This window comes from Pseudomonas sp. NPDC096917 (assembly GCF_044762555.1).
In the GTDB taxonomy this organism is placed as follows: Bacteria; Pseudomonadota; Gammaproteobacteria; order Pseudomonadales; family Pseudomonadaceae; genus Aquipseudomonas.
In genome coordinates this window covers 135,232-147,616 of sequence record NZ_JBIWEO010000010.1, presented here as the reverse complement: position 1 = coordinate 147,616, position 12,385 = coordinate 135,232, and the positions used below count along the sequence as shown (strand labels likewise).

General features: G+C 58.0%; 9 protein-coding genes and 1 pseudogene. 6 read left to right on the top strand and 4 right to left on the bottom strand.

All coding sequences use genetic code 11. The annotated features are described in order from the left end of the window. Positions 1-227: 227 nt before the first annotated feature. A pseudogene (locus ACIQYF_RS13695) lies at positions 228-566 on the top strand (recombinase family protein); the annotation flags it as partial. A gap of 711 nt (positions 567-1,277) precedes the next feature. Here ACIQYF_RS13695 and ACIQYF_RS13690 read toward each other — a convergent pair. Then, positions 1,278-2,360 carry an RHS repeat-associated core domain-containing protein gene (locus ACIQYF_RS13690; protein ID WP_402862312.1) on the bottom strand — a complete coding sequence of 361 codons (1,083 nt, stop codon included), beginning with the start codon at positions 2,358-2,360 and terminating at the stop codon, positions 1,278-1,280. A gap of 245 nt (positions 2,361-2,605) precedes the next feature. Further along, positions 2,606-2,938 carry a hypothetical protein gene (locus ACIQYF_RS13685; RefSeq protein ID WP_402862309.1) on the bottom strand — a complete coding sequence of 111 codons (333 nt, stop codon included), beginning with the start codon at positions 2,936-2,938 and terminating at the stop codon, positions 2,606-2,608. A 99-nt stretch (positions 2,939-3,037) separates the two neighbouring features. On the opposite strand from ACIQYF_RS13685, the gene msuE reads away from it, so the two are divergent. Together msuE and ssuD are read left to right on the top strand one after the other, a co-directional pair. After that, on the top strand, positions 3,038-3,601 hold the full coding sequence (gene msuE / locus ACIQYF_RS13680; RefSeq protein ID WP_402862306.1) for an FMN reductase: 564 nt from the start codon (positions 3,038-3,040) through the stop codon (positions 3,599-3,601). 11 nt (positions 3,602-3,612) lie between these two features. Then, positions 3,613-4,755 (top strand): FMNH2-dependent alkanesulfonate monooxygenase, encoded by a 1,143-nt coding sequence (ssuD, locus tag ACIQYF_RS13675; protein ID WP_402862303.1) that lies wholly within the window; start codon positions 3,613-3,615, stop codon positions 4,753-4,755. A 135-nt stretch (positions 4,756-4,890) separates the two neighbouring features. Here ssuD and ACIQYF_RS13670 read toward each other — a convergent pair whose 3' ends face one another. Next, positions 4,891-5,931, bottom strand: coding sequence for a LacI family DNA-binding transcriptional regulator (locus ACIQYF_RS13670; protein ID WP_402862300.1), 1,041 nt, complete (start codon positions 5,929-5,931; stop codon positions 4,891-4,893). 212 nt (positions 5,932-6,143) lie between these two features. Here ACIQYF_RS13670 and ACIQYF_RS13665 point away from each other — a divergent pair, with 212 nt between their 5' ends. Genes ACIQYF_RS13665 through mgrA form a run of 3 tightly spaced genes read left to right on the top strand, consistent with a single transcriptional unit; the run spans position 6,144 to position 10,783 of the window. Next, positions 6,144-8,396, top strand: a complete 2,253-nt coding sequence (locus ACIQYF_RS13665; protein ID WP_402862297.1) for a TonB-dependent receptor — start codon at positions 6,144-6,146, stop codon at positions 8,394-8,396. After that, a complete protein-coding gene (locus ACIQYF_RS13660) occupies positions 8,397-9,749 on the top strand; it encodes an LLM class flavin-dependent oxidoreductase (RefSeq protein ID WP_402862294.1) in 1,353 nt (450 codons plus the stop codon). Further along, positions 9,746-10,783: an L-glyceraldehyde 3-phosphate reductase gene (gene mgrA, locus ACIQYF_RS13655; protein ID WP_402862291.1), complete on the top strand. Its 1,038-nt coding sequence runs from the start codon at positions 9,746-9,748 to the stop codon at positions 10,781-10,783. Before ACIQYF_RS13660 ends, mgrA begins: the two co-directional genes overlap by 4 nt. A 108-nt stretch (positions 10,784-10,891) precedes the next feature. Here the strand turns inward: mgrA and ACIQYF_RS13650 are convergent, their stop codons facing one another. After that, on the bottom strand, positions 10,892-12,325 hold the full coding sequence (locus ACIQYF_RS13650) for an FAD/NAD(P)-binding protein (RefSeq protein WP_402862288.1): 1,434 nt from the start codon (positions 12,323-12,325) through the stop codon (positions 10,892-10,894). Between the last annotated feature and the right edge of the window lie 60 nt (positions 12,326-12,385).

Below are 12,385 nucleotides of genomic sequence, written 5' to 3'. Positions count from 1 at the left end.
CCCCCTCCAAGCACTCAAGTGTTCGCCTAGGTGTAAGTGCTTGCAATCGATCTTCGTGTGCTCGCTTTATGTGCGACTGACGGAGCGTCCATCAAACGCTGGTTTGGTGGACGTCAGCTTGGATGACACCAATTCACCCGAGAAGCCGCATTGCTCGCGTCCAATAACTGTTTCTATATTTCAATATCCAGCGAAACTGAATTTCTATTGAATATCAGGACGAAATTATGTTGATTGGATATGCCCGTGTCTCAACCGATGATCAACTCCTCGATTTGCAACGCGATGCATTGGAGAAAGCGGGTTGCGAGCGCGTGTTTGAAGACATTGGCAGCGGTGCCAAGGCTGAACGGGTTGGCCTGACCGCTTTGCTGACGACTCTACGTAAAGGCGACACTGTAGTAATTTGGCGCCTGGATCGGCTCGGGCGCTCGCTCAAGGATTTGATTCGACTGGTTGAGCAATTAGACACTGCAGGTGTTGGGCTGCGTAGCTTGCAGGAAAGCATTGATACGGTCTCGATTGGTGGTCGTCTGGTGTTTCATCTGTTTGGGGCTCTACGTGAATTGGTGAAGAAGAACAAACACCCAGTGGCCCTGTTTGTGGATGAAGCCCATGACCTCAATGGACACACCCTGACAGGGCTTAAGCGCTTGATGGAAATTGGTTATCGCACTGACATCTTTTCACTCGATGGTATTACCGGTAGTCAGCGCGAATACATTCACTGGCTGTTGGATACCTGTACAGAGGGGAAAGTGGCTGCTGAATCGATCTTGACCGAAGAGGCGATCGATCTGTTAGCCACCAAACTGCGCACGCCGTTGCAAATTCAACTGCATTTGAGCCTGTCTCTGGAGGCCGGTTATCTGACGGGCGAGAAACCTGTTTCGGCGGAGCCGGTGGAGTCGGTGCTGTCGCGTCAACTGGATGATCTGGAACCGACACTCACTCGTCATGGGTACCGAATAAAGGACCTGGTAGAGCAGTTCGACGCCAAGCCCACCGAAACCAAAGAATTATTCAGCAACATGCTTGACCCGGCGCGAGCTGCTGAGTTGCGCGACAAGATGCTGGCAGCAGGATTGCCGATATAACTTAAAAGTATGAAAAATTTGTGTTGATTGTAATTACTTACAGACACGTGATTTTTGCGACAACGTCGTTCTATAACAACCTAAGGATGGTCTGAAAAAGCCCACCTCTAAAATTTAAGTCCAGGTAATACCCGCCCCCCAGACCTAAATTTACCGAGAAATGGGCTTTTCAGAGACCCCCTAAATTTTCCTTATATTTAAATTGGCTACCCAAGGTTCTGGGATACCCTCTTGAAAATCAATATCCCTAATAATAATGTCGTCATACATATCCATAGGGAAAACCAATTCAGAGCTTTTTAACGGATTTTCTTCACCTCTTACAAAACTAAAATTTTTCCCGGGCTTTTTTAGATGATACCCTTTGACGTATACGCCAAGCACCACTGGTTTGTGAGGTAGAAATGTCGTAGATGTAGAGCGAACAACAGGATCTCTTGAGAAGTTTTCAAAAGGAAAAATAATAGACCTCTTCAATGTTTTATTTTCCGCGACAATGACCTCCCTCGCAAAGCTATGGGCAAAGCTGTAGTCGGGTGTTGCATAAAATCCGGCGCCGTCGGTTTGACCATTTTCAGAGCCTGCATAACTTGGTTTTAGGCCTTTTTTCAAGCTTTTAACATGCCTCTGTGAGGTGCCATGAAAAGCAGCAAACACGTACCCATCAGAAGGGATTTCCGGTTTATTTTTCATTTTTCCTACACGAGGTATTCGTGCAGGAGGCCTGTACTTTTTCAATAAATTGACTAATCCACGGGAGTGTCCTGTTGGGTCTTTATAGTTGATTGGATCGCCCCCACAATATGCGTACGAGTTTATCCCCCCCTTATCAAAAGGACTTAACTTATCCGGGCTGTTAAAGCGCATTAGGACAGGATTAAATGCCCGGTAACCCTGACCCAATAAATAATGCCCTGTTGCTGAGTCAGGCCGCTCCCCGTTAAAGCACAGTAAAGTAAGTAATCCGTTCGTCGTTGGACGATGGCCATAAGGGCTGTAGCTCTGCGGCTGGCTAATTTCAGCACTAACGCCATTCAGTGTCGATGTTTGCTGATCCGTGGCCAGTAAAATGATAGCACCTCCTAGGTGTAACTCAGCCAGGGGCATAGCCTCGTGTTCGAAAAAACAGATTTTTCTATTGTTCTGAATCTCGGTCGCGATACGGGTGCCGTTATAAAAACGTTGGGCCGAAGCAGCGCCTGTCAAACGGTTCAACGGGTCGTACAGATAGAGATTGGCAATGGATTTGCGTGGTGCGCTCATGTGCCTTACCCAAAGGAAATAGTTATCGACACATAAGAATCTGCTTGTTAGCCAGATCTGTATAGCTAGCAGATCTATTAGGTACTGGGTGCCCGAGCAATTCTCCGAGTCCACCAAACCAGCGTTTGATGGACGCTCCGTCAGTCGCATATAAAGTGAGTACACGAAGATCGATTGCAAGCACGCCGCGTTGAATGCAAGCACAGTCGCAGCGAATACGAGCACGGGGGCCGCTTCAGTCGCAATTAATCCGAACCTGAAAGTGCGCTGATTGCAAGCATGGCCGTTTTCGATTGCAAGCCCTTACACCTAGGGTCTGTTCCCGTTTCATTGCAGCCGCGACGAAAGCCCGCGTGGTGCAGGGCAAGGCGCGAGAAGTGTAGTTGGGTTGCTCCCAATAAGCTTCGAGCAACACCGCCCTGCGCCACGTGGGCTTTCGTCACTTCGGGTAGCGTGTCAAATTTAGCCAGCGACGCGGCTTGCAATGAAACGGGAACAGACCCTAGCAACTGTTGCAAATCAAACAGCAAATCTGCAATTAACCACTCAAGCAACAGCACATGGCGTGTAGGGGCCATGTGAGCCCCCGTGTTGACGGGGCTTGGGCTTTTGGTACGGAGATTGCTGACAAGGCGTATCAGTCCACATTCTGCTCGTCATTCACCAAGGAATCGAACATGTCTAACGCGCTGCAAGTCGTCGTCGTTTCGGGAGGGGCGTACAGCCCTTCGCGCACTCTGGTTTTGGCCAAGGCCATTCTTGATGAGCTGCAAACCCGCCTCACTGTCCAAAGCCGCCTGATTGAACTGGGCACCATTGCCCGGCAGCTCGGTGGTGCACTGTCGCGCCAGGAACTGAGCCCCGAGGTCGAGGCCGAGATTCTGGCCATCGAAAATGCCGATCTGCTGATCATTGCCACGCCTGTGTATCGCGGCTCCTACCCTGGCCTGCTCAAGCACCTGTTCGATCTGGTGGACATTAACGGCCTGATCGACACCCCGGTGCTGTTGGCCGCCACCGGCGGCAGCGATCGGCATGCGCTGGTGCTCGAACACCAACTGCGCCCGCTGTTCGGGTTTTTCCAGGCGCTGACCCTGCCGATTGGCGTGTATGCCACCGAAGCCGATTTCGCCAACTACCAAATCACCAGTGAGCCCTTGAAGGCTCGCATCCGCCTTGCTGCAGAACGTGCCGCGCCGCTGTTTGGCGCGCCTGCGAACCACTTGCTGAAAATCGCTTAAGGATTTCTTTCATGGATGTCTTCTGGTTCCTTCCCACTCACGGCGACGGCCACTATCTGGGCACCACCAAAGGCGCTCGCCCGGTCACGCTCAACTACCTCAAACAAGTTGCCCAGGCCGCGGATGACCTGGGCTACCACGGCGTGCTCATTCCTACCGGGCGCTCGTGCGAAGACTCGTGGGTCATCGCCTCGGCGCTGGTACCGCTGACTGAGCGCCTGCGCTATCTGGTGGCGATTCGTCCGGGGATTATTTCGCCAACCGTCTCGGCGCGCATGGCCGCCACCCTGGACCGACTGTCCGGTGGGCGCGTGCTGATCAATGTGGTGACAGGCGGTGACCCGGATGAAAACCGGGGCGACGGCAGCTTCCTCGATCACAGCGAACGCTACGAAGTCACTGACGAGTTTCTGACAATCTGGCGCCGGGTATTGCAAGGCGAATCGGTGGACTTCGAGGGCAAACACCTGCGCGTACAGAACGCCAAGGCCTTGTACCCGCCGGTGCAAAAGCCTTACCCACCGCTGTACTTTGGGGGCTCATCCGAAGCAGCCCATGCACTGGCCGCCGAACAGGTGGACGTGTACCTGACTTGGGGCGAGCCGCCAGCCGCTGTGGCCGAAAAAATCGCCGATGTCCGTGAGCGCGCCGCCCGTTTGGGGCGCACCGTGCGCTTCGGGATTCGCCTGCACGTGATCGTGCGCGAGACCGAAGAACAAGCCTGGAAAGCCGCAGACACACTGATCGAACACATCAGCGACGACACCATCGCGGCGGCGCAACAGTCCTTCTCGCGCTTTGACTCCGAAGGCCAGCGCCGCATGGCCGCGCTGCACGACGGGCGCCGCGACAATCTGGAAATTTCGCCCAACCTGTGGGCCGGTGTCGGCCTGGTGCGCGGTGGGGCCGGTACGGCGCTGGTAGGTGATCCGCAACAAGTAGCAGCACGCATCAAGGAATACGCCGACCTGGGCATCGAAAGCTTTATCTTCTCGGGCTACCCGCACCTGGAAGAAGCCTACCGCTTCGCCGAACTGGTGTTTCCGCTACTGCCCGAACCGTATGCCAGTCTGGCGGGTCGCGGCATTACCAACCTGACCGGGCCTTTTGGCGAAATGATTGCCAATGATGTATTGCCGGGGCAGTCGAAATAACCCGTAGATACACGTTTCAACGCCAAGGTGAAACCTGTGGGAGCCTGGCTTGCCAGCGATGCAGGCGATGCGGATTTTCTGTTAATCCGCACCGCTGCCATCGCGGGCAAGCCGGCTGCCACAGATTGCTCGTGCCTACGCGCTTTCGCGCTGTATCACGCGGCAATCGAGCAGGTTAAGCCGCTGCACCTCACCTTCCACGTGCAACACACCGAGGCTTTGCAGCACGCGGGTGGCGGCCAGTTCGCCGATCTCCAGCGCAGGCGGTTTGATGGTGCTCAAGCTCGGCAGCAACATATCGGCAAACGGATAGTCTCCAAACCCCAGCACCGCGCAATCACCGGGTATGTCCAAACCCGCCCGCTGCGCCGCCAGCAAGCCACCGGCTGCGAGGTTGTCGTTGGCAAAGATGATAGCGTCCGGACGCGGTATGCCGCTCATCAGCGTTTGCATGGCCTGCTTGCCCGCCTCAAAAGGCGCCCGGTTCGCGTCCGGGGCAAATACCCAGGGTTCGAGCCCCAACTCACGAACGGTTGCCGCGTAGCCATCGCGGCGCTCCAGCGCACTGAAATCCCCCGGGGCACTGTTCTGCACGAAGGCGATACGCCGACAGCCCTTGCCATGCAGATAACGCACTGCCGTGACACCCACCTCATAATGCGAAAAACCGATTTGCAGCGGCTCACGCTCGGGCTGGTAGTCCCAGGTTTCAATCACCGGGATATCGGTTTCGGCAATCATTTTCTCAGTCGCAGGGCTGTGAAAATGGCTGGTCAATACCAGCGCAGCCGGTGACCATCCAAGAAACGCCCGAACGGCGTTTTCTTCCTGCTCGACGCTGAAGTAACTCGAGGCCAGCAACAGTTGATAGCCATGCCGACTCAAGGTGTCGCTGAACCCCTGAATGGTGTCGGCAAAGATCGGCCCGGAAATGTTCGGGATCACCATGCCGACGATCTTGCCCCGCGCCGAGGCCAAGCCGCCGGCCACCAGATTCGGCACATAGCCAAGCTCGGCAACCACAGCAGCAATCCGCTCGCGACGCTCAGACGAGACTTGTTCCGGCTGGTTGAAATAACGCGACACGGTGATCGCCGAAACATCGGCTGCACGCGCCACAGCGCTCAAGGTGACCCGCCCTGCTCCACGTCGTTTACGGGGTGTGTCCTGATCCATGTGGCAGCCCTGAAATAAGCAAAAAGGAATATAAAAATATTTTTTAGGTATTTGACGATCTATGGGGCGCGTATCAATACTGGCGATGTTAGCGCTAACAAAACAACCAAAACAACGTTTGTCTGCTACTCGCTCGAGCGAATGCCCCAGACACATAAAAGGTGCTGCCAACCCATTACGGCAGCGGTTCAGGGCATTTTTTGAGCACGACCATGCACAACACTCCCGCAGTCCCCCACACACTGGCGCAGTCAATCCGCGCCGCCACACCACGTCGCGCCCATCTGAGCTGGCTGCTCGCCGGGCTGACGGCGCTGCCTTTGCCGGGTGCATTTGCTGCTGACAGTGCTGACACCGAGCCGACACTCAAATCGGTGACAGTCACGGCGACTCGCCGCGAAGAGTCGCTGCAAAAAGTCCCGGTGGCCGTGACGGTACTGGATGGCGAGCAACTTGAACGCGATAACCGCACCAGCGTTTCAAGCATCGTGCAGCAAGTGCCGTCGCTGAATTTTCGAACCGGCGCATCGAACAAGGACACGTCACTGTTCGTTCGCGGGGTCGGCACGATTTCGACGTCACCGGGGGTTGAACCGACCGTCGCCACGGTGATCGACGGCGTGGTGTACGCCCGCCCCGGCCAGTCGACCCTGGACCTGCTCGATCTCGACCGTATTGAAGTGCTGCGCGGTCCTCAAGGCACGCTGTTTGGCAAGAATGCCTCGGCCGGGGTACTGAACATCACCAGCAAAGCGCCTACCAGCGAGACCCACGGCTACATCGATCAGTCGTACTACAGCGGCAACGAAAGCCGCACCCGTTTCGGGATTGGCGCCAGCTTGATCCCCGACACCCTCAAAGGCTCATTCACCGCCCTGGTCGGCAGTTATGACGGCAACGTCGACAACGTCTACAACGGCCAGGAGGTCAACGGTTACAACCATAAGGGCGCACGCGGCAAGTTGGCGTTCACGCCTGACGACGACGTGAAATTCACCCTGATCGCCGACTACATGCAGTCTCACGATGACGCGCCCAATGGGGTCATCACTCAGTCGTTGGCCCCGACCTTTACCGGCGCCCTTAGCCCGGTAAGTCCATCGAGCGACAATCGCAAGATCAACACCGATACCCGCACCTACATCAACGACACCAACAAAGGCATTTCCGGCCAACTGGACTGGAACCTGGGGGATTACACCCTGACCTCGATTACCGCCTGGCGCGGCTGGGACAACACTCAGTATCAGGATGGCGACCGCCTCAGCAGCGTCACCGCCGCCTTCCCCGGCACCGCCGACAAAGGTGATCTGTCGTTCGATCAATACTCACAGGAAATCCGCCTGGCCTCGCCCAAAGGTGAGTTTCTGGAGTACGTCGGCGGCCTGTTCTACATGCACGGTAAAGACGACGAAACTTACCAGCGCACGCTGACCACAACCACGACCACGCGCGTGGACCGGGGTATTGCCAACTACAGCACCACCAGCGACAGCTATGCGGTGTTTGGCGAAAGCACGCTGAACGTCACCTCACGCTTTCGTGGCATCGCCGGCCTGCGCTACACCCATGACCGTCTGGAATACGACCACCGCAGGGTCTCGACCTCGGCTACGGCGGTCAGCGGCATCAACCCCGCCACCAGCAGTTCCGGCTCGGTTGATGAAGACGGCTGGTCCGGGCGTCTTGGCGCTCAGTACGACCTGAGTGATGCAGTGACCACGTACCTGACCTACTCGCGCGGCTATAAAGGTCCGGCCTACAACGTGTTCTTCAACATGCAGCCACGCGACACCCAGGCTTTGAAACCCGAAACCTCCAATAACTGGGAATTGGGGATCAAAACCAGCACCTGGAACCATCGACTGACGGCCAACCTCGCCATCTTCCACAGTGACTACGACAACTATCAGGCCAACTTCTACGACACCGTGGCCGGGCAAGTGGTGACTCGCCTGATCAACGCGGGCAGCGTCAGCACCGAGGGTGTCGAGCTCGATTACGCCTTGCAGGCCACCCAACAGCTGAAGTTATCCGGCGCCCTGGCCTACACCCGCGCCCGGATCGATGAGTTTGCCTGCCCGGTCGGCGCCGCTGCCTCGTGCAACGTCAATGGCAAGACCCTGCCCTTCAGCCCGGACTGGAAAACCTACGTGCGGGCTGACTACACCCTGCCGCTGGACAACGGCCTGGACATCGAACTGGGGACGGACTACGGCTGGCAAAGCGAAGTGCAATACGACATCAGTCAAAACCCCAACACCAAACAAGGCGCCTATGGCATCTGGAATGCCAGCGTCGCCCTGGCCGACTACAGCAACGGCTGGCGGGTTTCAGTGCTGGGCAAAAACCTGGCAAACACATCGTACTCGCCCCTGCTGGCGAGCGGCGGCAACTATATCTACCGCGCCGTACCCCGCGATGACGAACGTTACTTCGGCATTCAACTGCGCAAGGATTTTTAAATGACCCGTCAAATCAAGCTCGGCGCATTCCTGATGAGCAGCGGTCACCACATTGCCGCGTGGCGCCATCCTGATGCACCGGCCAATGCCGGGAGTGACTTCGCCCATTACAAGCGTTTGGCACAGATCGCCGAGGCAGCCCGCTTCGATGCCCTTTTTTTGGCTGACAACGTAGCCATCGCCCCCAGCGACATTGCCAGCCGTACCGCGCATTCGGTGCACTTCGAGCCGCTCACATTACTCTCGGCCCTGAGCGCCGTGACCGAGCACATCGGGCTGATCGCCACGGCCACGACCAGCTACAACGAGCCGTACCACGTGGCGCGCAAGTTTGCCTCCCTTGACCACCTGTCCGGCGGACGTGCTGGCTGGAACCTGGTGACCTCCGACAACGCCGCCGAAGCCATGAACTTCGGCCGCGAGCAGCATTTTGGCCACACCGAACGTTACAGCCGGGCGCGGGAGTTTCATCATGTGGTGACCGGACTCTGGGACAGCTGGGAAGACGACGCCTTTGTCCGCGACAAGCCCAGCGGGGTCTTTTACGACCCGGCCAAACTGCATGTGCTGAACCATGTCGGCGAGCACTTTCAGGTCAAGGGCCCGCTCAACGTAGCGCGTTCGCCCCAGGGGCATCCGGTTGTGGTGCAAGCAGGGTCGTCCGAAGCCGGTCGCGAGCTCGCGGCGCAAACCGCAGAAGTGGTATTTACCGCGCAAACCTCGCTGGCTGATGCGCAGGCGTTCTACGCTGATCTCAAAGGCCGCCTGGCGCACTACGGACGTAGCAGCGAGGATCTGAAAATCATGCCTGGCGTGTTTGTCGTGGTGGGCGACACCCAAGCCCTGGCCCGAGAAAAATTCGACGCTTTTCAGCAATGGGTAGAGCCGCAGGTTGGCGTCGCCTTGCTGGGGCGCATGCTGGGTAATTTTGACCTGTCGCAATACCCGCTGAACGGCCCATTGCCGGAACTGCCACTGACCGACAGTGGCCAACAAAGTCGACAGAAGCTGTTGACCGAGCTGGCTGGCAGGGAGAACCTAAGCCTCGCTGAACTGGGTCGACAGATTGCTGGCGGCCGCGGGCATTACAGCCTGATAGGCACCCCTGTACAGATTGCCGACGAACTGCAGCGCTGGTTCGAAAACGGTGCTGCGGATGGTTTCAATATTCTGGTACCGCACTTGCCAGGCGGCCTGGAAGACTTTGCACAAGAGGTGGTGCCAGAACTGCAAAAGCGCGGGTTGTTGCGCACTCACTACGAGGGCACGACACTGCGTGAAAATCTGGGATTGAAGCGTCCGGCCAACCGGCATGCAGAGTCTCTACATCCTCAACACGAGACTTTTCGATGACTTATACCGCAGCCCCAAACCGCTATGAATCCATCCCTTATCGCCGCGTAGGCCGCAGCGGCCTGGTGTTGCCAGCGCTGTCTCTGGGGCTGTGGCACAACTTTGGCGACAGCACGCCCATCGACACCCAGCGCGCCCTGCTGCGCACCGCCTTCGACCTGGGCATCAACCATTTTGACCTGGCCAACAACTACGGCCCGCCGTACGGCAGCGCCGAGATCAATTTTGGTCGCCTGCTGCGTGAAGACTTCAAGCACTACCGCGATGAACTGATCATCTCCAGCAAAGCCGGCTGGGACATGTGGCCCGGCCCATACGGCCAGGGCGGCGGTTCGCGCAAATACATCCTCGCCAGCCTGGATCAGAGCTTGCAGCGCCTGGGCCTGGACTATGTCGATATTTTCTACTCGCACCGCTTCGACCCGGACACCCCGCTGGAAGAAACCGCCAGCGCGCTGGCCACCGCCGTGCAACAGGGCAAAGCACTGTACATCGGTATTTCGTCGTATTCCGGGGTCAAGACCCGCGAAATAGCCGCACTTTTGAACGAGTGGAAAGTGCCGTTATTGATCCACCAACCGGCGTACAACCTACTCAATCGCTGGGTTGAAAAAGACCTGCTGGATACCACTGAGGAACTCGGCACTGGCGTCATTGCTTTTACCCCGTTGGCCCAGGGGTTGTTGACCGACAAATACTTGAATGGCATCCCGGCGGATGCGCGGGTCAATCGCCCGGGCGGTGGTTCGTTACAGGCCAAGCATTTGTCTGAAACCAACATTGCCCATGCACGTGCACTGAACGAAATCGCCAAACGCCGTGGTCAAAGCCTCGCCCAGTTGGCCTTGGCCTGGACCCTGCGCGACCCGCGCGTAACCTCGGCACTGATTGGCGCGAGCCGCCCGGAGCAGATTATCGAGAACGTCGGGGCGTTGCAGAATCTGGCGTTTAGCACTGAAGAATTGGCCGAAATCGACCGTTTTGCGCTGGAAGGCGGGATTAACCTGTGGGAAAAACCGTCTACGGCGGAGTAAAAGCCCCCCCTGACTTCCCCCCTTTGTAGGAGCTGGCGCAGGCTGCAATCTGTTGACCTTAAACATCAACAGAGCGCAGCCTTAGTCCCTCGGCAGCTCCCACGACCATTACTTGCCCGTCACCAAGCGTGCCGCCAAGGCCTTGGCCTGCAAGGCAACGTCCGTCACTGCGGTACTTTCCCACCACTCACCCCGCAACGGCGGGCCCATGGCAAACAGGCGCCTGGCGGGCTCAGATTGTGCATTCAACACCGCCCCGCTCCGATCCGCCGCAATGCCCAAGCCTAAGTTCCCCGGCCGAATCAACCCTCGCTCCAGCAACTGCCGGGGCAAGGCTTTGTCCACCCGACGCCAGTCATATTCGATGCCGGTGGAGTTGATCAACCCATCGCCCTCGACCAGACTTGAGTCCGTTTGCCCGCGATAGCGCAGGCGAATCCGCGGGCGTCCATCGGCGCTCACTTCGACCCCTTGCAACGAGGCGGCGCGAATGGTCAAGCGGCCCTCCTCCAAGCGTTTTTCCAGCAAGGCATTGCCCTGTGGCGGGGAGCGATGATGATGGCTTTCCCACCACGGCCGTACATGACGCACAAACTGGCGGCGCTGGACGTCACTGGCCTGGCTCCACAACCTGCCGATATGCACCCGCACCGTGTCCAGCGGGGCTTGCCAATCAATCCCCGCCGCCTCAGCCAACTCGCACTGGCGACGTAACGCCCGCAGCAGTTGCAGCGGACTGCGCACTTCGGGCGAAAGGCTCAGGAAGTCTTCCCAGGCCGGTGGCTGACGTCGAACATGCGGCAACAGGCCATGGCGTGAAAACACGTCGATGGGCCCGCGATGCCCGGCCCGATTCAGTGACTCCAGCGCATCCACCATGGTCAGCCCGGAACCAATGATCAGCACCCGCGCATCCACCGCCAAGCCGCGCAATGCCTCGACATCCCACGGGTCCAGCGCTGCCGCGTTTAACCCGCTGGACTGGCGCTGCGCCGTGCGCGCCGCCGGGAACATGCCGGTGGCCAGTACCGCCGCAGCGGCCTGCAACTGGCGCCCCCCTTTAAGGGTGACCTGCACCTGACTTTCATCGATTTGCAGGTCAACCACCTCGTCGCGAACATGGGTCAGGCTCGACCCCTGCGGCGTGCCGATGGCCAACGCCTCGGCCAAGCGCTGCTGGGCGTATTGGCCAAACAGTCCGCGGGGCGGGAATAAATGCGCGACCGGCACAGGCTGTTCAGCAGACTCGGGCCAGCCGCCCTGCGCAATATGCGCTTGCAGCCAGCGGGTCAGGTCGTCGGCATCATCCGGGTCGACGCTCATACGCGCCGCGTTGCCGTTAAGGGTGTGCCCCAGCTCAGTGGCGCTGTAGGCCTCGCCCCGGCCCAGTTCGGCACGTGGCTCGACCAGCACAATGTGCCGGGCGCCCGGTAAACGCAGCAATTGCATGGCCAGCAAGGTGCCGCTCAGGCCACCGCCAACAATCAACACATCGGCCTCGCGGATGGCAGAGGTTGCCTGTCCGCCTTGTGGCTCGCTCATGGTTATTCTCTCTGTTGGATACAGTCACACGGCTCACTTAAACAAACAGCCACCGACAGG